Annotated in this window: 18 protein-coding genes; 11 read left to right on the top strand and 7 right to left on the bottom strand. The window is 48.3% G+C overall.

Translation table 11 applies throughout. The features are described from left to right. The 3 genes from VIM72_RS08115 to VIM72_RS08105 form a co-directional block, all read right to left on the bottom strand. The coding region (locus tag VIM72_RS08115; protein ID WP_332002335.1) for a VOC family protein at positions 1–308 on the bottom strand (308 nt) is incomplete at its 3' end. A gap of 24 nt (positions 309–332) precedes the next feature. After that, positions 333–1,499, bottom strand: coding sequence for a mandelate racemase/muconate lactonizing enzyme family protein (locus VIM72_RS08110; protein WP_332002334.1), 1,167 nt, complete (start codon positions 1,497–1,499; stop codon positions 333–335). Between the two features lie 19 nt (positions 1,500–1,518). After that, positions 1,519–2,403, bottom strand: coding sequence for a sugar phosphate isomerase/epimerase (locus VIM72_RS08105; protein ID WP_332002333.1), 885 nt, complete (start codon positions 2,401–2,403; stop codon positions 1,519–1,521). Positions 2,404–2,669: 266 nt separating this feature from the next. On the opposite strand from VIM72_RS08105, the gene VIM72_RS08100 reads away from it, so the two are divergent. Further along, complete coding sequence (locus VIM72_RS08100; RefSeq protein WP_332002332.1) at positions 2,670–3,569, top strand: AraC family transcriptional regulator; 900 nt, start codon at positions 2,670–2,672, stop codon at positions 3,567–3,569. On the opposite strand, the gene VIM72_RS08095 is transcribed toward VIM72_RS08100, so the two are convergent. Beyond that, complete coding sequence (locus tag VIM72_RS08095) at positions 3,566–4,423, bottom strand: RNA polymerase sigma factor (RefSeq protein WP_332002331.1); 858 nt, start codon at positions 4,421–4,423, stop codon at positions 3,566–3,568. The genes VIM72_RS08100 and VIM72_RS08095 overlap by 4 nt on opposite strands. 154 nt (positions 4,424–4,577) lie before the next feature. Here VIM72_RS08095 and VIM72_RS08090 point away from each other — a divergent pair, with 154 nt between their 5' ends. From VIM72_RS08090 to VIM72_RS08045, 10 genes are all read left to right on the top strand, one after another. Further along, a complete protein-coding gene (locus VIM72_RS08090; RefSeq protein WP_332002330.1) occupies positions 4,578–5,168 on the top strand; it encodes an RNA polymerase sigma factor in 591 nt (196 codons plus the stop codon). A 71-nt stretch (positions 5,169–5,239) separates the two neighbouring features. After that, positions 5,240–6,217, top strand: coding sequence for a FecR family protein (locus VIM72_RS08085; protein WP_332002329.1), 978 nt, complete (start codon positions 5,240–5,242; stop codon positions 6,215–6,217). Positions 6,218–6,244: 27 nt separating this feature from the next. Then, positions 6,245–9,715 (top strand): TonB-dependent receptor domain-containing protein, encoded by a 3,471-nt coding sequence (locus VIM72_RS08080; protein ID WP_332002328.1) that lies wholly within the window; start codon positions 6,245–6,247, stop codon positions 9,713–9,715. A gap of 12 nt (positions 9,716–9,727) precedes the next feature. Continuing rightward, complete coding sequence (locus tag VIM72_RS08075; RefSeq protein ID WP_332002327.1) at positions 9,728–11,413, top strand: DUF4397 domain-containing protein; 1,686 nt, start codon at positions 9,728–9,730, stop codon at positions 11,411–11,413. Between the two features lie 11 nt (positions 11,414–11,424). Then, a complete protein-coding gene (locus VIM72_RS08070) occupies positions 11,425–12,735 on the top strand; it encodes a hypothetical protein (RefSeq protein WP_332002326.1) in 1,311 nt (436 codons plus the stop codon). A gap of 38 nt (positions 12,736–12,773) precedes the next feature. Continuing rightward, on the top strand, positions 12,774–13,913 hold the full coding sequence (locus tag VIM72_RS08065) for a fasciclin domain-containing protein (RefSeq protein ID WP_332002325.1): 1,140 nt from the start codon (positions 12,774–12,776) through the stop codon (positions 13,911–13,913). Positions 13,914–13,933: 20 nt separating this feature from the next. Next, on the top strand, positions 13,934–15,166 hold the full coding sequence (locus tag VIM72_RS08060; protein WP_332002324.1) for a fasciclin domain-containing protein: 1,233 nt from the start codon (positions 13,934–13,936) through the stop codon (positions 15,164–15,166). 14 nt (positions 15,167–15,180) lie between these two features. Beyond that, positions 15,181–16,179 carry a fasciclin domain-containing protein gene (locus VIM72_RS08055; RefSeq protein ID WP_332002323.1) on the top strand — a complete coding sequence of 333 codons (999 nt, stop codon included), beginning with the start codon at positions 15,181–15,183 and terminating at the stop codon, positions 16,177–16,179. A gap of 12 nt (positions 16,180–16,191) precedes the next feature. Further along, on the top strand, positions 16,192–19,461 hold the full coding sequence (locus tag VIM72_RS08050; RefSeq protein WP_332002322.1) for a TonB-dependent receptor: 3,270 nt from the start codon (positions 16,192–16,194) through the stop codon (positions 19,459–19,461). A 190-nt stretch (positions 19,462–19,651) separates the two neighbouring features. Then, positions 19,652–21,025 carry an aspartate kinase gene (locus tag VIM72_RS08045; RefSeq protein WP_332002321.1) on the top strand — a complete coding sequence of 458 codons (1,374 nt, stop codon included), beginning with the start codon at positions 19,652–19,654 and terminating at the stop codon, positions 21,023–21,025. Between the two features lie 5 nt (positions 21,026–21,030). On the opposite strand, the gene VIM72_RS08040 is transcribed toward VIM72_RS08045, so the two are convergent. From VIM72_RS08040 to VIM72_RS08030, 3 genes are all read right to left on the bottom strand, one after another. Beyond that, on the bottom strand, positions 21,031–21,978 hold the full coding sequence (locus VIM72_RS08040; RefSeq protein ID WP_332002320.1) for a serine protease: 948 nt from the start codon (positions 21,976–21,978) through the stop codon (positions 21,031–21,033). After that, positions 21,975–23,297: a MutS-related protein gene (locus VIM72_RS08035; protein WP_332002319.1), complete on the bottom strand. Its 1,323-nt coding sequence runs from the start codon at positions 23,295–23,297 to the stop codon at positions 21,975–21,977. The genes VIM72_RS08040 and VIM72_RS08035 overlap by 4 nt, the downstream gene beginning before the upstream one ends. Positions 23,298–23,314: 17 nt before the next feature. Next, on the bottom strand, positions 23,315–23,497 hold a 183-nt coding region (locus tag VIM72_RS08030; RefSeq protein ID WP_414648978.1), incomplete at its 5' end, for a peroxiredoxin family protein.

The following is a 23,497-nucleotide window of genomic DNA, read 5'->3' as shown; positions in this document are numbered from 1 at the left end:
GCTCCGTCGGGCAGTTTTCTGACTTTCCCCCAGGGGTTTATATCGATGACGTTTAATTCTTTCATACGGAAAAACAGGCTGCTGAAATCATCTACCTGCACACAAACATGCCCGCGGAAAGAGGTTTTGTCTTCCCATTCGGAAATATGTAATTGCTGCTCTTCGTTGAATTTGAAAAACATAACAGGGTAATCAAACCGGAAGGCGGCAAGCGGCTCCAAGCCCAATTCATGCTGATAGAAATGACCTGCTTTTTCCAGGTTGTCTACAATCAGTGTTACGTGATTAATTTTAAGTGCTTTGGCCATAAATAATTATTTACAATACCACTTCTAAACTTTTTGTTGATACTCCCGTACAAAATCCCAGTCGGGGGTTACGCCTAACCCCGGAGCGGTGGGCGCTTCGATAACGCCATTTGTCACTGCAATCTGTTCTTTTACCAGTTCATACATCATCGGATTGCCTCCCAGTGAGAACTCAATGATAGTGGCCGATGGCGATGCAAATGCTACATTCACTCCTGCCATAAAAGAGAAGGCAGAGCCCCAGCAATGCGGCGCCAGCTCCAGCTGATGCACACTGGCCAGGTGCGATACGCGCACCGCTTCTGAAATACCGCCAATGATGGCTGCATCCGGCTGTATTACATCAATGGCCCTTATCTCCAGCAATTCATTGATATCAAAACTGGTATATTCACTTTCGCCTGCTGCGATGGGAATATAAGTAGAAGCTCTTACTTCTGCTGTACCTGTTTTATTATCCGGACTGATAGGTTCTTCAAACCAATACAGGTTACAATCCTCCACTCCGCGGCAAAACTGCTTTGCCTCCGGAACGCTGAAGGTGCCGTGCGCATCTGCCATCAGTTTAATATCAGGCCCCAAAGCGGCTCTGGCAGCTTTTACCCTGTCGATACTGTTTTGTACGGTCTGGTCCATTACGCCCACACGCATTTTAACACTGCCAAATCCTTTGTTTGTATAGCCTTTCAGTTGTGCGCCAATGTTGTCCGCATCTGCCCAGCCACCGCTGGCATATGCCGGCATCTTATCCCTGCAGGCGCCACCGAGCAGGTCCATCACCGGAACATTCAGCATCTTCCCTTTTAAATCCCACAGGGCCGTATCAATACCGCTTATGGCAGATATGGTAAGGCCCCTTCTTCCGAGGATAGGGAATTTCCGGCCTCTCAGCAAAGCATAATGATCCCTTGTGCCGTTATACATCTCTTCCCAGAGACGGTAAATATCTTTAACTGGCTTACCCAGTAAAGCCGGCTTTAATTCATTTTCAATACAATTTACAATGGAGGCGCATACCCCCGAAGATCCAACCGCTGCTTTGGCTTCTCCAAATCCCTGGAGACCATTATCCGTTGTTATCACAACAAGCGTCATGTCAAAATTGGCTAATAATCCATAGTCTGAAGTATGTTGTTTTTCTTTAGGAACAGGACAGCGTAACCAAAATGCCTCTACATTAGCTATTTTCATCTGTTAGCAGTTGACTTCTTTAAATAAGTTTTGATAAAGTATTAAATGATTCGGCAGTGAGCATGGTATAAAATGCTTCGGTAACAGAAGCGCTGCCATGGTCTGCCAGGAACTTTTCCTGCTCGGCAGATAAGTTTTCCGGGTGCTCATCAATTGAGCCCGGGTAAGGATTGGCGGGAGTGCGATCCAGCGGCGCGCAAAATTCTACGGAAAGCACGTCATCATAGTTTATTTCCCGCAGGGTATCTATGATCTTTTTCCAGTTGAGATGCCCCATTCCCGGCGCCATGCGGTTGTTATCCGCCACATGGAAGCCTACCAGTTTTCCTTTGGCTCCCCTGATGGCCTCAAACATATCTGCTTCTTCAATATTCATGTGAAACGTATCCAGGCACACGCCACAGTTGGGGCCTACGGCTTCCGCCAGCGCCAGCGCCTGGGCGCCCCGGTTGATGAAGTAGGTTTCAAACCTGTTGATAGGCTCTATGCCTATTACAATGCCTGATGCCTCGCTATAGTCGTAAATTTCCTTCAGTGCGCCAACGGCCCATTCCCATTCTTCTTCAGGCCGGCCATCGGGCACAATTTTTCCTACCGTGCATGGCACTACAGACACCATATGCCCGTCCAGTTCCTTTACCATGCGTACTATATCTTTTACATATTGCACTGATCTTGCACGCTGGGCTTCATCCCGGGCCAGCAGGTTACGGTCGCCCAGCATGAGGGTCACTGATCCCCAGCACGACAGGCCATGGCTCTTCATCAGTTGCCTTATGTTTTTGGTATCGTATTGCTCCGGGGTTCCGGCAATCTCAAGTTTGGTATATCCAAGCGCTGAAACCCTCCGTATGGTGGTTTCTATCGTTTCAGACCGCATCCAGTTGTGTATCCCTAGTTCCATAACGCATTAATTATAAAAGTGGATGAATGTTTTCTGCAGGTTAAATTTTTTGCCCGTCACGGGAGAATGGCCGGCAGCGCGGCTGCTGTAAGGCGCAAGCTTGTTGGTTTCATAACAGGAACGTTTTTTTTATCATTGTTTCACAAACTTATTCAGACTTCTATTGAAATAAAAGTACTTCATTTGCAATATATCGATACTATATTTGCTTTTTTTCTTAATTTTTGCTTTAGAAAAATAAATAGTGTACTAAAAATAAAGACATTATGAAAGTTTCTTACCGGCACATATCTACGCCCGAAGATGCCAGCTTCGTGATTAAGGAATTTTGTCAGCCACGTTTTACCAATACTTTTCATTTTCATCATGGCCACGAATTGATCCTGATCGTAAAAAGCGCAGGAAGAATGTACGCAGGGAATAAGGTGATGAATTACCACGAAGGGGAAATTTATATGTTCGGTCCGGGCCTGGTGCATTGCTTTTGTAACAATGATTCTCCCGTGGGGGCCGATGAAATTGCCCATGCTATTATAGTACAGTTCACCGAAGATTTTATTGGCGGGGATTTTTTTGATAAACTGGAATTAAGGAAGATAAAAGAACTGATGCAGCTGTCTGAATGTGGAATAAAGTTCAGGAAGGTACCTGCTGTTAATAACCTGTTTTTCCAATTCCAGGCAAACCAGCAAATGAAAAACCTGATCATCCTTTTACAGATACTGGATGAGCTGTCGCTGCAGTGCAAAGAAAGTATCCAGTTGCTTACAGATGATCCCGGCAAGGTACGCTATAAAGACGCGGATTCGAAAAAGCTGGAGCCGATATTTAAATATGTATTGGATAATTATCATCATCATGTAGACAGCAAATCGGCCGCTTCCCTGGCCTGTATGAACGAAGCCGCATTTTGCCGTTATTTCAAAAAAAGAACTACCAAAACATTTTCACAATTTGTGAATGAAATAAGGATCAGTCATGCCACAAAACTGTTAATAGGCACAGAAGATGGGATCGCTGAAGTATGCTATGCCTGCGGATTTGACAATATCTCCTACTTTAACCGGCAGTTCAAAATTTACCAGGGGAAATCTCCCCGGGAATACCGCAAGGCATTTATTGAAAGTAATGTCAGCTCGCCCAGCTTCCGGCCTACGGCAGATTAATTGCCTGCCTTATCGGCCTGCGTATCAAAAAAATCATTTACATCGCCGATGGCCGTCCGGGTACATCTCATAATAATATCCTGCAGATCGGCGCCAGCGCTGTGCAGCGGGTCAATGGCTTTTACCAGCATTGTTCTCAGCTCAAAAAGCGCCGACCTGTCAAATTTTTTTGACCCTTTTACCAGCTCCAGTTTCATACGCTCCTCCTGCTGGTTTTGTTTGGGATTAAATATGCCATTCAGCTGACTGCACTGGTCGCAGATGCCGTTTTTATTTATAAGGGCGCACCTGTTATCAAAAATGTTGGTCATGGTATCCCTGGAATCGTGAAGAAGATGTTTTACCACTCCTTCCGTTTTATCCAGGATGAGGCAGATCTCCCTGACCTGGAAATCATACATGTCTTTTAAGATCAATGCCACCTGGTTTTCGATGGGTAAAGTTTTGGAGATACAGGTGAAACAAAAATCGATGTGCTCCCTCATTTCATAGGCCCCGGCATTGGAGGTCTGGTGCACAATTCTGAACGACTGGCTGATTTCCGGTGTGCCGATGGCCAGTTTGGCGCCCTGGTCCTGCGCATCAGCCGGCCATCTTTTTTGTTTTCTTAAATGATCATAGGCCAGGTTGGTAGCTATTTTAAATACCCACGTTTTGAGCGAAGCATCCTGGTTAAAGGTAGATAGCTTATCGAAAGCCCTGATAAAGGTATCGTGTGTCAGGTCGTCCACATCATTGCGGTCGGTTAGCAAACGATAGAGATATGATTTCAGCTGTTGCTGGAACCCGGCAAACAGCGTCTGGAATGCATTAATATCTCCGGCCAGGGCATTTTTAAGTATTTCTTCTTCCATGTAGTCAATTTAATGTTTTAAAATAAATTAGTTGCTTCATTTATCCTTCTGACGGTTTAGCCGGGTAAAACGATCGGGTTTTTGTAAGATAATTTAAATTTAACCTGCCATCTATACAGCCTTATGGGCAACTATTTTATTTTTGTCCGATTGTATGCTAATGGAATCCTCTGCAACACGCCATACCGAGCATTTATTTACAGATATTTACCTGGCCCACTGGGACACGCTTTACAGGATTGCCAATAAAAAGATTGGCTATGCCCAGGATGCGATGGACATTGTACAGGAAACATTCATCTATGTATGGCAGCAGTTCCCCTCCCTGCAGCTGGAAGGCCCCGGCACAAAATCTTTCCTGGTCACCTGCCTGTATTACAGGATATTTGGTTTCCTGCGGGCCAAAGGCCTGAAGGAAAAACATCTTCAGCATTTCCAGTCGTACCTCGACAATGAACTAAGCATAGACCCTCATTACAGTGCAGCCGATATAGAAGCGGAACTAACAGCTGTCAATATTGCTATAATGGGAGAACTGGACCGCATGCCGGAGCGTATGAAGCAGATCTTTATCCTGAACCGGTATGAAAATAAGCCTGTTGAAGAAATTGCCCATCTCTATTCCATCTCCCCAAAAACTGTAAAAAACCAGCTGAGCGAAGCCATGCGCCGTTTAAAAAACTTCGCGGATTCCTATCCCGCTACTGTTGTATTGCCATTGATCCTGCTGTTCCTGGAAGATTAATCTTTGGTTGGTAACAATTTGTTAACCTGCTTCACCCGGGACTTTCAGCCAACTCTGCTCTAACTATATGTATGGAGCCTAATAAACAAATGCTGGAAGAAATACTGGACCGCCTTTTTAAAGGAGAAGCCGGTGAACAGGAACGGGAAGCCATCCGCGACTGGATGATTTCTATGGATATTTCCGATACCGCCACTTCAGAGAATGCCCTGCAAAATGCCAAACACGAAATGCTGCAACGGATACTGGCTATGCCCCGGGAACCGCAGCAGGAGCAACCGGTAAAACGGGTAGTAAAGGCGCTTACCCTATGGAAAGCTGCAGCAGCTGTAATGCTGGCCGCTTTTTCATCCTGGTTTTTGTTTACCCGTACAGTTAATAACCGGCAGCAAAAGGATTTACCATATACTACGATTGCAGCTACCGGGAAGGAAGCAAAATATATCAGGCTGCCGGATGGTTCTGATGTATGGTTGAACGCCCGTTCAAAACTGGAATATATACAGGAGCGGTTCAATAAGAAAGACCGCTGCGTGCGCCTTACCGGGGAAGGCTACTTTGAGATAACAAAGGACGATGCAAGGCCTTTTGTTGTTTCATCAGAGAATATTGAAACACGGGTATTGGGAACTGCTTTCAATATAGAAACCTATCCCGGGGAAACAGAAATAAGAGTGGCACTTGTAAACGGGAAGGTAGCGGTGAAAGATGTGCATACAAATGGTTACACGCTGCTGCATCCCAATGAAATGCTGCGCTATTCAAAGGGCAATAAAAAATGGGGCGTGGTGTCTTTTTCTTCAAATATGACACGCAACTGGATAAGCGGGCACCTGATATTTGAAGAGCTGCCGCTGGCAGATGTGCTGGATCGCTTTGCCCACAGGTATGGTTTATCACTGCAGTACGACAGAGAGTTATTAAAAGATAAAAGAGTAACCGGGGATTTCAGCCCGGAAAAATGGCAAACGGTACTGGATAATATCCTGTTTATCCACCGGTTAAAATATACCATGAAAAATGGAATTGTATATATAAACAAGCGGTAATCACAATCCTTATTTAATAAGTAAAAAATGGATCAGAAGATTAACAGGAAACTGGTATTGCGCCAGTTTCTTAAGGGAATGCTATTGACTGTACTGTTCCTGCAGTTTATGCAGGAAAGCCGGGCACAGCTAAGCAACCTGAAACAAAAGGTGGAGCTCAGGCTGGAAAAAACCAATGCACTGGCGGTCATTTCGGCGCTGGGGCGCCAGTCGGGCTGTTCATTCTATTACACGGCGTCAGAGCTGGGAAAAATTTCGATGCCGTCCTTTTCCGTTAACGGAACATTGGGCCAGGCGTTACAGAAGCTCAGGACAGTTGCCCCGCTTGAGTTCAAGGTATCGGGCAATAATATTTCCGTACAGGTAACTGCTGCTCCCGTACCTGTAAATGCCGACACTACCGGCTGGTACATCTTCAAAGGGCATATCACCGATGCCAAAAGCGGTAAGCCTGTTGCCAATGTGGAAGTATATGCACAGGAGCAGCAGCAGTCGGCGGTAACAGATGCAAACGGGAATTTTGTGATCCGCATGACGGCAGCGCGCGACCTGTTCATTTTTTCCAGGGCAGGTTATACCAGCCAGGTGATCAGCGGTGATACGCATACCCCGTTGGATATTAAAATGATGCCCGATAGTAAAACACTCTCCGGTGTAACCGTTTCATCGCGGCGCAGGATGAACAGCGAAGCGGCATTGTTGAATGAAAGACAACGCGCGGCAGTAGTATCAGACGGTATCTCTGCAGAGAATATTGAGAAAACCGCCAGCATCACTACTACCCAGGCATTACAACGGGTATCGGGCGTTACGGTGACAGACGATAAATATGTTGCCGTAAGAGGGTTGGGCGACCGTAGTGTGATAGGAGAGCTCAATGGTATCCGCCTGGCCTCATCAGACCCCGACAGGAGCACTATCCCGCTGGACCTCGTACCGGCCAACCTGCTGGATAATATCGTGGTAATTAAAACCATGACGCCCGACAAACCCGCAGATGCTTCGGGCGGTATCGTGGAACTGAAAACATTGTCTATTCCAACGAAGCAAACACTGGCCATTACCATGCAAACAGGCACTAATTCCAATATCGGCCTGGGGGGTAAGGTGAACAGCTTTTATAACAGCGATATGGGTTTCTGGGGACAGAAAATAAAAGGCCATGACCTGCAGCCGGATTTTCTGCATCTCAGCAAACAATATCCGGGTGGCCTCGCACAGTTACAACAGTTGGCAGGAGGCGCCAAAAATGATCCCACGCTTTTAACAGAGGTCAACAGGATCAATAACATCATGCATGATTTTGATCCCGTGCTCACTACCCGTTATAAAAAAGCGGCGCTGAACGGCATTTATAATGTAACCTATGGCAACTCTTTCACTATGCATGGCCAGCAGCAGCTGGGCATTATCCTGAGCGGCAGCTACTACAGCCGTTCCACGGATGTATCAGATGGAGTATTGAACCAGTACAGCATTTACCAGGGCGTTATGACGGGCAATCCTTCCATTGATGAATCGCGCAACATTCCCGCATATATTACCCCTAATACGCCCAACCTGGGAAAGTACGTAGGCTACAGGGAGAACACCGGTACGCAAACGCTGAACTATGGCGTGCTGGGTGGCCTGGCTTACCGTTTTAATCCCAACCATGAAATCAGTTTTCAATACATGGGCAGCTGGGGTGGCGAAACACAGGCTACCAGTCTTGCAGGCCAATACGCTTATGCAACCGGGCTTTCAGGGCCTGTTTACAGCAACATCTATTCGCTCAGGCAAACCTATCGTAGTTTCAATACGTTCAACCTGCAGGGAGAGCATAAATTCGGGGAGGGCAAATATGCACCACGACTGAGCTATAACGCCGCCTCTTCAAAATCGGCGCAGGATGATCCTGACTACCGTTTTGTGAACCTGGCAGACTACCGCCCTGCGGGTGGTGGCTATTACATGATACCCACTCCCGATGGCGTTGGCAATAAGTATATGGGCGTAACGGATTACTATGCGCTGGTATCCGGCTATGTGAATGGCTTTGGCCCCTACGGCAAGATACAGGCAGATCCTAACGGGCGGCGCTTCCGTAACCTTACTGAAACCAACTATAACTACAAAGCGGATGTAACGTTGCCTTTTGGTATACATGGACTGGACCAGGCGTTCAGGGCAGGAGTTAACTATCTCTACCGGGAAAGGGACTTCGGGGAAAATGTGTTGTCGTTGCCCGGTTCCAATTTCTCTACATTGAAGCAGTACCCGCTTTATACCGTGTATGGTAACCTCAACCGGCTGGTGGGATACGACCAGGTGGGCATTCATCTGCCCACCTCCGCTACGCCGGAAGGCGCGCCCCTGGCTGGCGGATTCCTGTATAATACCAGGAAATCGCCCAACAACTACACCGGCTTTTATGAAACCAATGCCTTTTACGGTATGCTGGATCTGCACCTGATGAAGAACCTGCGTTTAACAGGCGGTGTGCGTTTTGAAAAAACGGATATCAGGAGTAAGGTAGATACCTCCGGCATCTACATTGATCCGTCGCTTTCAGAAGGCGGTGTAAATCTCGTATATACGAACCCGTTATCAAAGTATGTGGCCGGCTACAAGCCTTATTATTCCGCCAACCTGACTTATTCATTGCGTGAAACCATGAACTTTCGCCTGGCTTACGGCACCTCGCTGGCCCGCCCGGAAATACGGGAACTGACAAATGTATTTGAATTTGATCCCTTCCAGCAGGCGTTGGTAGTTGGGAACCCTGATCTTGTTAATCAGCAGACGAAGAGTTATGATTTCCGCTGGGAATGGTTCCCAAACAAAGGGGAAGTGCTGGCGGCGTCCGTATTTGCAAAGGAAATTAATAACCAGCTGGAGAAAGTATTTATCCAGAATTCTGACGGCGTGAACGCGAAGTACCCTGAATTTCCAACAGTGGCTTACCAGAACAATCCTAACACAGGGCATGTATGGGGCATAGAACTGGAGGTAGTGAAAAACCTGGGACTGCTATGGTTGCCGCTGAGAAATTTCTTCCTTGGCTCCAACCTGATGATCGCCTCCAGCAGTGTGCGCAAGAACAACGAACGGCTGGACGCCGCGCGTATTATAGACCGGCAGTCGCCTGAAGAAAGCCCCCTGTTTGAGCAGTCGCCTTATTCCATCAATGGTTTCCTGAACTATACCAACACAAAGTTGGGTACAGACATTACCACCACATTCAATATGGTAGGAGAGCGGCTGATACAGGTGAACATGGATGGGGCGCCGGATCTCTACAGCAGGCCTATGCCGGTGCTGGATGTTGTATTCAGCCAGAAAGTATGGAAGCGGGTTGTTTTTAAAGGATATGCAAAAAACATACTGAACAGCGCCTACGAGGAAGTGTACAGCAACCCTGGTACAGGCGGCAAATACTATGGCGCCAGGTACGTGAGAAGAAGCTACCGTCGCGGCACAGAATATATGTTGGGTCTTACTTATAACCTGTTCTAAAAAATGTTGGAAATGAATAGAACAACTACAAAATATTTTTATCATGTGGCGCTGGGCTTTATGCTGATGCTGAGCGCAGCCTGCAGCAAGGATAAAACGGATGTGCGGGCAGGCAATGAGCCGGATTACAGCAATATGGCAAAATCTACCACGAGGCTGGTCACATTTAACAGCAATATTGATGTGATGGTGAACGGCATAAAGGTAACCAACTGGCGTTTTACGCCCGCTAACAGCGGCTATCCCAATACCTATCCTACTCAATACTTTCCTGCTAACGGCAAGTTAAGCAGCGTATGGTACCTGCCCCAGCAATTCCTGGATAGCAAAGGGCAGGCGTTTATCAAAACCGGCAGCCCGGGAGAGCCTTCGCTGCCGGATTACATCTCAGATTCATTCAATGTAAAGGATGATTATTACCATCCTTCAGATTACTACCTCGGTACCAGCGCTACAACAAACAGTAACGGAACGTATGGTGTTACTGTGGTGCCCCGCACCACAGCGCTGCCTGCTGATCCCAGCCATATACGTATCCGGCTGGTGAACCTGTGCAGTGCCATAGGAAACGGTGGCAGTGGAACGCTGACGCTGGCTTATGCCGATGGCAGCGCTGTGAGCAGCGCTACTTCGGGCATTGCCAACCATGCCTGGTCTGATTATATAGAGCTGCCTTATGGCACTTACCAGTTCAAAGTACTGATAGATGGCACAGGTGTGCAGATACCGGGAAAGCCGGCTATGCTCACCAGTGTAACATCCATGGATAATTATTCACTGGGCGGCACACAGGTGTATTACAGCCCGGTGCAAACCTTCCAACCCGGCGGCGTATATACAATAGCGGCAGGCATCACCGGCGGCGCTTACCAGTATGCGGAATATCCGCTCTTTCCCAACTGCTTCTCTGTTATAACAGACGTAGATCCGCCTGTTAATATCACCTATGGCCGTGTGCAGGTAGTGAATGCTGCTGCAGAAGGCGAGAGCGGGCTGAATGTACAGGTCGATGATATGCCTGCGCGTCGCATTGCTTACGGCAAGGCAGGGGAGTACGTAACGCTGGTGGCAGGAAAGCATCATATCAGGATAGCCGGTAATGCAGCAGTGGAGAAAGATATTGAGCTGAAAGGGGGAGATAATCTCACTGTCTGGGCCTGGCCTGCAACAGATAACAGCACCTCATTAACGGTAACATCCAACAATATGGGAGGTATCAGGGTCAATGGCGGTAATGCAGACGGTTCAGATGCCACCAATAATATATACAACCCGCTTGCATTCAGGATGCTGCTGCAGGCGCGTTTCCTGAACCTGTGCCCGGATCTGCCTTATGTAACATTCACCGATACGAATGGGGCCCTGTTCAGGGAAGATATCTTTTCTTCCGCTGTTGCAGCGCAGCATCTCCGGCCCGGACAGGCGCCCGATCCGGCGGCGGTTCCCTATCCTTATGTTGACCTGAAGTTCCTTACCGGGGGCAATATACAGGCTTACAGCTCGCAGCCCGGAGTGCTGCCTGGCAACAGGCTCACAGGTGTGGCAGCGCTCACGCCGGCCGATTTTGTAAGAATGCCTGGCAGTTTTTTTCCGGACGGAAATTATGGCTCCGAGCCAGGCGTGTATACGATAGCGTTAGCAGGCCGGAATGCCGCCGGGAAAAATCCGAAGATGATAGTGATTAAACATAACCAGTAACAGATTACATAATGATACATTTTGATACCATCATACAGCGCGGCGGGATGCTATTATGCTGTGTGCTGCTGATAACAACGGGTTGCCGCAAAACAACGTACAATGTGATCCCCGAAGCGGCTTACCTGCGGGTGTTCAACAGCCTGAACTATGATGTGGACGTAACTACGAAAGACCAGCCGCCTCCTTTCCTGGCTATGATCATTGACCCGGAATATGATGCTTCCGGGTTAGTCACCGGCGGAAAAATAGTAGGCGATCACCTGGATCAGCGCAGCGCCTATGCCGGGCCATACCCTGCCAATGCAGGCAATACTTCTTTCCGCAATACAGAATACCCCGGCAGTAAGAAGGTGCTGGTAGGGCCTATTCTGAATGGCTTTAACCTGTCCAGCTGGGCGCAGATCCCCTCGGGCAGGCACCGTGTGTTGTTCTACAGCCGTCCCATCAGCGAAGCGCCTTTTTTCAGCCTGCCGGAGCGCGACCGGAAAAGCTTACTGGTGGATAGTACCATCGACTTTACGCCAGGAGAGGTATATACCATGGAAGTATTACAGAAAACAGTGGCTACACAGTACCCGCTGCCCATAACGCTGTACCTGCGGAAGGAACAGTTTACCAGAATGCCTTTTTCAGATACCATGCTGTATGCGAACTTCTACAACCTGAGCGCGGAAGGCTATGCTGCCGCTAATCCCGGAGCGCACCCCAGCGGTTTGCAGGGATACGTGAATGCCAACAATAAATGCCGGGCCTTTGGCGATACGATGAACATTTATTATTCACTTTTTACAGATGATTGCCCCTATCCTTATGTAGACGGTTCACCTACAGGCAATACCCTTATCCCGGGTTTCAACAACCTCTGGCTGGGAACAGTGGTACGGTCGCATGTTGCAGGAGTGGCGCCTTATTACAGCGTACCTATGTTTGCTGCGCCGGATACCACAGGCGGTATACTCAGCAGGCAATGGGAATTATTCATCCTGATGCGGCCCGGTCTTTTCCCGCTTCCCGGCCCTGTGGCGGTGGATGGCTCCAACGGGATGGCGCAGGCGAACGCACAGTTTGGCGCTATTGGTTGCAGCAATGGCAGTAATGATGGTAAAGGTACCACTTCCGCATTGGCCAGACGGAGCGTTCCAAGGGTTGACTTTACTGACCTGATCGCCAGCAGCTGGCTGCCCAATCTTATCAGGTATACGGCGTCTGGCCCCTATGTACAACGGTCTTTCAGTACCATCAGCTCCATTGAAATTATCAATAACCGGGTATACATGATGAGTGTGCAGCGCAGCTACCCACCGCCAGGTAACCAGTAAATAGTAATTGTAAGCATTCAATAATTTAACTATCAACAATGACTAAACGAATATATACCGGTTGTTTTATTGCACTATTGCTGCTGGTAGCAGCTTCCTGTAAGAAGCCGGATTTTGAGGCGGAACAACAGGCGCAGGCCACAGGTACCATCAGTGATTATCTGAACAATAACTTTGATCTTTCTCTCTTTGCTGCCGCAGTACGCAAGGCCGGCCTGATGGATAGCCTGGACCAGGCAGCTGCCACTTTTACGGTAATGGCGCCCACCAACAGCGCGCTTAATAAAGACAGCGTTTTCAACCCGTCTGATTTTGACCACTGGCCTGAAGACAGTCTTCGGTATTTTGTGCGTACACATATACTGTCATCAAAACTTTTCTACAGCGATGTACCGCTTTCGTCAGATAACAGGTATAGTAACCTGAATGGCGTCCAGCTGTATTTGTCCCGTTCCAATGCCGCCAATGGTACTGTGCCATTTACAGTGAACGGTGTGAATGTGATAAAGGAATCTTCCCTCAGCACAACTACTACTGCCCGGTTTGGCGCTACCCAACTGAACGGCGTAGTGTACCCGCTACCCAATACCATAAAGGTATACCCCGGCACTGTACAGGCCTTCCTGCAATCGCGGCCTTATTTTTCACACCTCATTACAGGATTGAAAAAATTCGGTTACTGGGAACAAATGGGCAGCGACGGACCATTCACTGTTTTCGCGCCATCAGATTCTTCTTTTGAACGACGTGGTATGACGCTTGACAGCATTGGGCGTATGGATATTAATCACTACGACCCGGTGGTATTTGGTGGTTATTTCCTCAAACCCAATCACGTTTTTGTGACGGACATGGCACAGTTACCACCCGTTTCCGGTGTGCTCAGCCTGCCTTTTCAAACGCCTTCTGCAAATTATAAACTGATCATGTGCCAGAGCGCTATGGGCAGTGGTGTGGGGATTGTAACCGCTGCATCCGCGTCTACAAGCTCGCTGGTGATTGTAAGCCCTTATTTCAGTAATCCGTATGGCACCCAGGGCACTCCGTTCCTCGGCGAGCCGTATTGGGTGCTTTCTCTGACCACCCTGAACGGCGCTTATATTAATTATACCTGCTCCAATGGTATTGTTCATTTAATGGCAGATATAGTTGTAATGCCGGAAAAAGTGACTAAATAAAACTTAAACTGTTTTTAACGATGAAGGTTTGTATAAAGATATTTGCAGCATACGCGCTTTGTTTACAGCTGCTGTCGGCCTGTACCAAAACAGAAGAACCCCCCAAACGCGTGGGAGAGGAGCTGCCTTACACCGGCGGAGCCACCAGGAGCCTTGCCCAGTTGCTGGATTCCATACCTGAAGCATCCATATACCGTGCAGCTTTCAGTCGTACCACTGTGCAGCAGTATATGGATAGCCTCAGCGAAGGCGTTATTAAATCGCCCTACACACTATTTGTGCCAACAGATAAAGCCTGGCAGGCAGCCGGCTATACGAAAGAGAATATTAACACCGTGCCCGTGGCGGAGTTAGACACCATTATCCGGTATCTGGCTGTGGCTGGAGGAATGCCTGCCAACAACAGTGTATTCGGAGGAGTAACGTTCTATCCTTTGATGTACAGCGATGGAAGCTTAACAAGAACCATGGTGCCCGGTCCTTTTAATCCTGCACTAGCTTACTTCTACAGGCTTTCGGCCGGCATCTACAATGGTGCCCTGCAGCTTAATGGTAAACAGGTAAGCAAAACGCCTGCTATTGCAGCTACTAATGGAACCATTTTTATGATAGACAGCCTGGTGATAAAACCCTTCTATGAAAGCTACCAGGTGCTGGCAGCCGATACCAGTTTCAGTTTTTATATGGCGGCCATGAGAAAGAACAATGCGCTGTATGAAGAGAAGGGAATCATAGGCACTTCCTATACCTTTATCCAGTTCAATGATACGGTGCCACTGGTGCTTACTTCCGGGCTTACCAGCCCGGGAACGGATCCCATTGCCATAGTTTTTGCGCCGGATAACAATGCTTTCAGGAAAGCCGGCTTTAATTCCATTGCAGACATCAACAGCTATATAGATAGATCCGCGTTGGCATCCAGTCCGGATGGTACGCAGATGCTGACCAATATGGATTCTATATTGGTGAACCACCGGTTGCTGAGCAACTTTACCAATAACTCAAATACACGGCTGAACCCCAATTATACTTACCTGTATACCGGAGGCCTGGCGAATGGTTATTATCCGGGTAAGCTGGATAACAGGAATGCGCTTGGCGCCATCTTTATAACACGTAATAACGGGCAGATAATATTGCACCGGCAGGATGCGCCATCCGGCCGTGGAGCGGTTATTACCGGGCCTTCCGATATTACTACGCTCACCGGTGTGATACACCGGGTGGATAACCTGCTATTACCTACACCCTAAAAGAAAGCATGTACATGAAACATAAAAGATTTTTTTCCGGGAGATGGCATTGGCCTTTAGCATGCATATTGCTGCTGACTGCCTGTTCAAAAGATGATGTAAAACCGGCAAACCCCTACGTAAAAACGGGCATTGCTGCCGTAGTGAATAATAATTTCAGTTTGTCTTTGCTGAACTATGCACTGGCCTCCACCAGTTTTGATGATACCCTGAGCAGCCCCGGCCCATATACGCTGCTGGGGCCTTCCAACGCTGCGTTCCAGGCAGCAGGCTTTTCCTCCGGTGCAGATATTATCAGGGGCCGGGATTCTATAAACGCCATGATCCCTTATAATATACTCCGGGGGCAGTTCCGCCTGGATTCCCTGCCACTGGCATTTAATCAGCCACTGTACGCGTTGAACGGGCAGGCGGTGTATGTTACCCACTGGATCAACAGCCGGGATACTGCCGTTGTAGTAAATGGCGTTCGCGTAACGGCGCTGGACAAACCTGCCGCCAACGGGTTGGTGAACATTACAGGCGGTATACTCGCACCCATTGCATACACCAACATACAGCAGGCAGTATCCGGCGATCCCGCACTGTCGCTTTTTAATGCGGCCATTATTAAAAGCGGTCTTGCTGCCACCTACCAGTCTGGTGGGCCTTACACCGTATTTGCGCCGGTGAACGCGGCGTTCTTTGCCATTGGCATTACTACAACAGACAGCATCTACCATATGGATCCGGTTGTATTGCAACGCATTGTTAAAGCGCATATTGCCGGCGGCCGGAATTTCATCTATGATTATATCCTGAAAGCAGATCCTGACACCAACGCCTATACGGAAAAGATGCTGGGCGGCGACAATGCCATCATTACCCTTGTGCTTGATTTTACACAGCCAGGCCGCTTTTCAGACATCAATATACAACAGGAAGGCGCCGGCAGTATAGCCACGCTTACACGGAAGAATATACTGGCAGGTAACGGCGTGGTACACAGCATCTCGGGGATACTAACACAATAAATGATTTATTCAATGATCAGAAAAATATACTTCCTTTTAATGGCAGTAGCAGTCTTTATAGGCTGTATTCCTGCTGCCATGGCCCAGCAAACAGATGGCAGTCTGACCGGTAAGGTTACTGACAACAACCGGAGCCCGCTGGCAGGCGCCACCATCATAGCTGTACATCAGCCTTCCGGGACTACTTACAACGCTACCGCCGATAAGACGGGCAATTTCTTTCTCGCCGGATTGCGCGTAGGAGGGCCTTACATTGTTACCGTGCGCATGGTGGGAAAGAAAACAGCCAGTGTAGAACAGGTATCCGTTCGCCTCGGAGAATCACAACAATTAAATCTTGTATTGCAGGAGGAACAAAAGCAGCTTTCAGAGATAGAGGTACGTTCTGCCCCCGGGAAACCACGGGCTAATAACTATGGCGCCGGTCAGAATATTACACGCGCACAGCTGAACAGCATGCCCACCGCCAGCCGCAGCCTGCAGGACATCACCAGGCTGGTGCCACAGGGCTCAAAAGACAACTCTTTCGCAGGCACCAATTTTCGCTATAACAATATTACTGTAGATGGCGCCATCAACAACGACGCTATAGGCTTCAGCCCTTCAGCGGGCGGCATCACCGGTACTTCCGGCGCACCCGGCTCCGGCACCCGTACCAATGCCATTTCGCTGGACGCTATCGAAGATATGCAGGTATACCTGGCGCCTTATGATGTGAAGATCGGTAATTTCACCGGCGGCAGCATCAATGCGGTTACCCGCAGCGGTACCAATACCCTGGCCGGTTCCGCGTATTTCTTTGGCCGCAATGCAGCTATCACCGGGAAAGATAAAACCGGCTCCCTCGGCAAAATGAACAACGATTTCTATGATTATCAAACCGGTATTCGTTTGGGCCTTCCCGTTATTAAGAACAAATTGTTCTTTTTTACAAATGAAGAGATCACCAGCCGACAGGATCCCGCCCAGCTGATGGCTGGTCAGCCGGAAACAGCCCGTATACTCAGCGCAAAGGATGCGGAAGATATCCGCAACTTTACTATCGGCCGTTACGGGAATGTTTTTGACCCCGGCACTGCCGGCGCTTATAACAGCTATTCCCGCTCTGAAAAATATTTCAACCGGCTCGACTGGAACGTGAATGAAAATAACCAGTTGTCGTTGCGCAATAACACGGTCCGCTCACGCGCTGTGAATATGGACCGTGACCAGATGGATTTCCGTTTCAGCTCCATGGCTTACCGCCAGGTGAATAACCAGAGCTCCACGGTGGCAGAGCTGAAAACAAAATTCAACAGCGGTTTTTCAAACAGCCTGATAGTGGGTTACACTACTATTCACGATTACCGGGATCCCCTGTCTGATCCCGCATTGCCGCAGATCCAGATCATGGGCCGCACGCCAGGTACTACCATCTACCTGGGCACCGACCGGGAAGCAGCCATATTCAACATGAAACAAAGAACCTGGGAAATTACCGATAACCTTACCTGGCATAAAGGAAAACATACCTTGCTGTTAGGCACGCATAATGAACTGTATCATATCAGCTACGGTTTTGTGAACTCCTGGAACGGAAGGGTAGATTACCTGAGCATAAAAGATTTCCTGGATGGCAATCCTTACCGCGTAAGAGGCAGTTATAATTATAACAATAATTCGAGGGATTATATTCTTTCCCATCCTGAAGCAGTGTTTGATGTGAACATGCTGAGCGCCTACCTCCAGGATGAGGTGAGGATTACAGACAGGTTCCGTATTACGCCCGGCCTGCGGGTCGACTATAGCTTTGTGCCACAGCAGCAACCTTTGAGTGAACAGGTGAAAACAGCATATACCGATAGCTATTTCGGAAATACATTTACCTATACTCCCCTTAACCGTATCACCAACAATTACCTGAACCGTGCGCAGGTATCGCCGCGCATTGGTTTCAGGTATGATATCATAGCAAACGGACAACTGGTACTGCGCGGCGGCGCAGGTTTGTTCACCGGCCGTATACCGCTTGCCTGGCTCGGATACGCCTTCTATAATACCGGCGTTAATTATGGCGCCTATGATCAGAAGGCAGACCAGCAGCCTTTTGCTCCCGGCACTGATCCTGTAAAGCCGGGGCATAATGGTATCGCCGATTTCATTGGGCAGAACGGTACTGTAGTGAATAATCCCAAAGCAGGAAAAACACAGGTAGACCTGGTCGATAACAATTTCGTGATGCCCAAGGCGCTCCGCGCAAGCCTTGCACTGGATTATCTGGTCAATGGCTATAAGCTGGGCATAGAAGGTATCTATACTAAAACTATCAAAGACGTTTATTTCCAGCAGGTAAATATTAAAGACAATCCGCGTTACTACGGTTATGATGCAGCGCACCAGATGCCGGTATACGACGGAACGGTAGATCCCCGTTTCTCCAACGCTTATGAGTTAAGCAATACCAGCCTGGGTTATCGGTATTCAGTTACGGGTACCATTAGCAGGAAATTTGATGCAGGATGGAATGCATCTGTAGCCTACACTTATGGTCAGTCAAAAGATGCCTTCAATGGCATCCGCAACTCTATGGAAAGCAACTGGCAGCTGAACCAGGCCCTGAGCCCAAACAATGCCGGCCTGGCCTGGTCCAACTTTGACATCCGTCACCGTATTATCGCTAATATTGGCTATCAGCGGGCATGGAATCAGCAATGGACCACCAGCGTTAACCTCTTTGTAAGCGCGCAATCCGGCAGCCCCTTTACTTATGGTATTGTAAACAACAGTATACAGGGATTGCCCCAGCAGGTAAGCCTGGCCTATATTCCAAACCAGGAAGAGGCAGTCCGTTTCTTCCAGGATTATACCGCCGCTTCCGGCGCTACGGTAACAGCAGAGCAACAGGCGGCTGCATTCAACGCCTATGTGGACGGCAACAAATACCTGAGCAGCCGCCGCGGCGGTTTTACAGAACGGAATGCCGGCCGTACTCCCTGGAACACAACGGCAGACCTGCATTTTGGACAGGAGTTCCATTTCTCCAAAAGCAGCAGCTACCTCACCTTTACGGTGGATATCATGAACTTCACCAACTTACTGAACAGCAATTGGGGCCGGGTGTATTTTTCTCCCAATACCTTCAATTCAACCGCCAGTGTGGGACTGGCGCCGGAACTATTTCCCGGGAAGCAAAATATGGGTAACTATCCTGTATATAAGTTTACTGATCCGGGTACTGCTTACTCAGTTGATTATTTTAACTCGAGGGCGCAGGGGCAGCTGGGTATCCGTTACTCATTTTAAGTACCGTATCCGCAAAACTCAGCGGTAAAATAACAAAGGGGCGTCTCAGGAGGCGCCCCTTTGTTTTGTGGGCATAGAAAATCATGATGTTTTTGCATATATTGTCACGCTTTTGTTGGAACCGTGTTGAAATGGGAGTAGCGTAGATTTCAACCTTTTATCACATTTATAAATTATATAGCTTCGCAGCATGCTAACAGTGGAAAAAATCGGCGGCACGTCCATGAGTGCACTAAAAGATGTAATCGACAATATTATTTATTACGGTCGTTCCGGTGATGGGTTATATAATCGTGTTTTTATTGTTTCTGCTTTTTCCGGCGTTACAAACCTGTTGCTGGAAAATAAGAAAACAAAAGCCCCCGGCGCCTATCATCAGTTTGCAACGGGAAACGACTACCATAAGGCCCTTGAATCTGTAAGACTTCACCTTAAACAGCTGAATGCTCATTACGGACCGCTCGGGCTGGACGTGGCGCATGCTGATGAAGTGACGGATGGTATTATTAACCGGGTGCTTACCTATCTTGATAGTGCCAATACCATGCTGGCCTCCGGGTACCTCAATGAGGGAATTCTGCTGGCTGTCCGGGAAATACTGGCCTCAGTAGGCGAAAGCCACTCGGCCCTTGTACTGACAAACATTCTGCAGAATAAAGGGCTTAACGTTGCCCTGGCAGACCTGAGCGGCCTGGATGACGGGCGCTCATTAACCATTGATGAACGTATCAGGGAGGCATTCTCGACCATCGATCTTAAAAACTGCCTGTGCATTGCAACAGGGTATGTAAAGGGAACAGAAGGGATCATGAGAGAATTTGACCGCGGTTATTCGGAAATAACGTTCAGCAGGATATCCGAACTGCTCCAGCCTGAAGAAGCGATCATCCATAAAGAATACCATTTGTCAACTGCCGATCCTGCGTTGGTAGGTGTGGAAAACGTAAAACCTGTTGGTTACACCAACTATGATATTGCCGACCAACTGGCCGATGTAGGAATGGAAGCTATTCATCCCAAAGCTGCAAAGCCGCTGGAGATAGCAGGGATCAATCTTCGCATTAAAAACACCTTTGAACCGGAACATCCGGGTACGCTGATCACCAAAAATTATGTTTCCGAACATAAGAGGGTGGAGGTGATTACCGGTTCGGACCAGCAACTGCTCATCGATATCTATGACCCGCTGATGGTAGGCGCAGTGGGAAGCGACCTGGATATCATGCAGGTGTTTTCCCGTTATGGTATCAGCTATATCTTTAAGGCTACCAGCGCCAACAGCATCAGCATCGTCATTTGGGAAAATGATTTGAACCAGCAGTTACTGAACGATCTGAAAGCGAAATACGAACATGTAACCGTGGAACCTATTGCCATCGTTTGCCTGCTGGGCTCTAATATGGATCAGCAGGGATTATTAGCCAAAGCTACCGCCGCACTGGCAAACGCGGATATTAATGTTTTAAGTGTTGGCGTAGCTTTAAGAAGGGTGAATTTCCAGTTCGTTATTACCCGGGAGCATTTCGGGGCAGCTATCGTTGCACTGAACAAAGCGGTAGGATAAAATAATTAAAGATCCATCCCCAGTAATTCTCTCAACGCTTTTACGGGTACGGTGCTTTTTATGACCATCTGTACATGACCGCTGGTCAGGTTGCCCGCAGCATCCTTTCCCATGGCCATTAGTGGTGTGGTCACCGAAATAACGCCAACTACATTGCCGTATTTATCAAGCACCGGCCCGCCACTGGCGCCAATGCCATAGTCGGCAGTGATCTCCATCCTGATGTGCGGCTTCCCCTGCGGGTTATGTCCGGTTACTATCTGCTCACCGGCGATAGTAGCATTTCTCGATACGATCCCTTTACCGAAATTGTAAAAATATCCTCCCGGATGAGAGATCGTATATACAGTAGCGCCTGTTTGTGCCGGCTTACCCACCGGCACAGGCAGGAGAGGCGTATCGTTTGTGATAACACTGAAAACGGCCAGGTCATTGTTTATTGAATATGCCAGTATCCGGTCTATGATATATATATTCCTGTTGTGGGAAACAATAAACCACGCGCTGTCTCCCTCAATTTCCCTTTTGTTTTTCCCGATCAGGTCTTTCAGTACATGATAATTCGTGACGCATACACCGTTTTTGCCGATGGCGAATGCGGTGCCCGACAGGTCGAAGGATACTGTAGAAGGTCCGGCTGTGGCTTTTTTTAGCTTTCCTACAATAAATACGCTGTTTTTCCGAGTATCATAGATTTTCTCATCGTCCAATGTCTTCTTTTTAACGGCGGCCGTTGTGATATGGATGGGTGCTTCGTCTTTGAGCATGGAGGCGCTATCCAGCAGGTTATTCCATATGTCTTTCAGATCCTGTTTGGCCGGCTGAACATATTTGAGGCTGCCGAGAAACCGCTGGTAGTCCGGGTACATGCCGGGCGCTGTAGCAACCTGCGCCAGGGCGGAGGAGAGGCTGTATAACAGGATGAATGTTGCGAGGAAAAATATTTTGTTCATGATTTGTTGTTCAGCATTTCAAGAATTCCTTCATTGCGGATGATCATCATACCCTGCCGGTCTTCTGTAACGCCTTCCTGCAGCCTGTAAGTATAGCGGGGATATGCGCCGTCCATGATGGTGGGCATAAACACAAACCTGATATTACGTTCCGGTTTAAGCGCTTCGGCCACTTCGATGATATGTGTGGATACAATAAACAGGCATGCACGGTATTCGGAAAAACCTTCCGTTACGGCGAGGGTACCGTCGTAAGCATCCTTTACGTTCGTGCCTTTGAATAATTCGTCAAACATCAGCAGGAGTCTTTTCCCGCTGGCTGCCGCTTCCGCTGCATGTTTCACTCTTACTACCTCGGCGTAGAAATGGCTATACCCCAGCCCGATATTGTCTGCCACGTTGATGGAGGTATAAAGTCCTTCCCTTACAGAAAACTCCATCTGCGTGGCTGCTACCGGAAAACCCATCTGCGCGAGATAACATCCGATGCCAACTGATTTCATCAGTGTGGATTTGCCGGCCATGTTCGCGCCCGTGAGGAACAACACGTTGCCATCGCGATTCATGCTGATGCGGTTGCCCACTGCACCGTTTATACAAGGATGGGCAAGATCTTCGGCGTATAGCACGTTTGCTTCGGCTGGCAGTGCATGGGCATAGCTGAATGACCTTTCCCGCGCCACATCGCTCACGGAAATGTAAACGTCTGTTTCATGGATGAATTGCAGTATTTCTTCCGCCTGCCGGAACAACCTGCTTTTTAACAAATGATCGAAACGGGCAATGGTCCTTACCGACAAAGGCTGATAGATATCGATATTGCGCAGCGTTTCCAGTCTTTTGTCAGACAGTATCTCCATGATCCGCCGGATCTTTTGGTAGTAAGGATTTTCGGTTGGTTTAACGGAAGCGGCGAAGGTATAGCATTTGTTCAGAGTGATAATGGTAGCCTGTAATCCCTGGACAATTTTTTTATACCGTTCATCCCTTGTGAGAGATGCCAGCAATTTTTTGACCAGTGTTGCCGCCAGTATGGTAGCGGCGCCACGGGTTGTTGCCGCATCCAGGTATTCACGCATGATGCCTACCTGTTTTACATCGAAAGGGAAGAGGAGATTTTCCCGGTGGAAATACCGGAAGATGCTGCTGCGCTCATTGATGGCGGCTTCGCTGATGAGAGGCGAGCGGAACATACTGTCCAGCAAATGTTCCCCACCCCGTGTTTTTACGCGGTTAAAAAGATGATATACGGAGCCCTGCCGGAATTTCCCCAACAGGTTTAGTTCTTCGAGGGTTTGTTTGTCGATTGCGAAACTCATACGAATGATTGAAAGTTTTATTTCCCTAACAGTGCTTCCAGTTTTTTATCAAGTTCTTCGCCGCGCAGGTTTACCGCAACGATCACACCTTTGGGATCGATCAGGAAATTCTGCGGAATACTTTTTACAGCATACAGTTGCGCTGCCTCACTTTTAAAACCTTTGAGATCGCTTACCTGCGTCCATATGAGACCGTCTTG

Source organism: Chitinophaga sp. (genome assembly GCF_036569185.1).
Taxonomy (GTDB): domain Bacteria; phylum Bacteroidota; class Bacteroidia; order Chitinophagales; family Chitinophagaceae; genus Chitinophaga.
Note: the sequence above shows the minus strand (reverse complement) of the source record. Positions and strands in the feature narration are given on the sequence as shown.

Excerpts from the sequence above, each read along its gene's own strand:
- VIM72_RS08045 (WP_332002321.1), top strand. The coding sequence starts at position 19,652 with ATGCTAACAGTGGAAAAAATCGGCGGCACGTCCATGAGTGCACTAAAA.
- VIM72_RS08110 (WP_332002334.1), bottom strand. The coding sequence starts at position 1,499 with ATGAAAATAGCTAATGTAGAGGCATTTTGGTTACGCTGTCCTGTTCCT.
- VIM72_RS08060 (WP_332002324.1), top strand. The coding sequence starts at position 13,934 with ATGAAGGTTTGTATAAAGATATTTGCAGCATACGCGCTTTGTTTACAG.
- VIM72_RS08095 (WP_332002331.1), bottom strand. The coding sequence starts at position 4,423 with ATGGAAGAAGAAATACTTAAAAATGCCCTGGCCGGAGATATTAATGCA.
- VIM72_RS08080 (WP_332002328.1), top strand. The coding sequence starts at position 6,245 with ATGGATCAGAAGATTAACAGGAAACTGGTATTGCGCCAGTTTCTTAAG.
- VIM72_RS08100 (WP_332002332.1), top strand. The coding sequence starts at position 2,670 with ATGAAAGTTTCTTACCGGCACATATCTACGCCCGAAGATGCCAGCTTC.
- VIM72_RS08035 (WP_332002319.1), bottom strand. The coding sequence starts at position 23,297 with ATGAGTTTCGCAATCGACAAACAAACCCTCGAAGAACTAAACCTGTTG.
- VIM72_RS08065 (WP_332002325.1), top strand. The coding sequence starts at position 12,774 with ATGACTAAACGAATATATACCGGTTGTTTTATTGCACTATTGCTGCTG.
- VIM72_RS08085 (WP_332002329.1), top strand. The coding sequence starts at position 5,240 with ATGGAGCCTAATAAACAAATGCTGGAAGAAATACTGGACCGCCTTTTT.
- VIM72_RS08050 (WP_332002322.1), top strand. The coding sequence starts at position 16,192 with ATGATCAGAAAAATATACTTCCTTTTAATGGCAGTAGCAGTCTTTATA.
- VIM72_RS08105 (WP_332002333.1), bottom strand. The coding sequence starts at position 2,403 with ATGGAACTAGGGATACACAACTGGATGCGGTCTGAAACGATAGAAACC.
- VIM72_RS08075 (WP_332002327.1), top strand. The coding sequence starts at position 9,728 with ATGAATAGAACAACTACAAAATATTTTTATCATGTGGCGCTGGGCTTT.
- VIM72_RS08090 (WP_332002330.1), top strand. The coding sequence starts at position 4,578 with ATGCTAATGGAATCCTCTGCAACACGCCATACCGAGCATTTATTTACA.
- VIM72_RS08055 (WP_332002323.1), top strand. The coding sequence starts at position 15,181 with ATGAAACATAAAAGATTTTTTTCCGGGAGATGGCATTGGCCTTTAGCA.
- VIM72_RS08040 (WP_332002320.1), bottom strand. The coding sequence starts at position 21,978 with ATGAACAAAATATTTTTCCTCGCAACATTCATCCTGTTATACAGCCTC.
- VIM72_RS08070 (WP_332002326.1), top strand. The coding sequence starts at position 11,425 with ATGATACATTTTGATACCATCATACAGCGCGGCGGGATGCTATTATGC.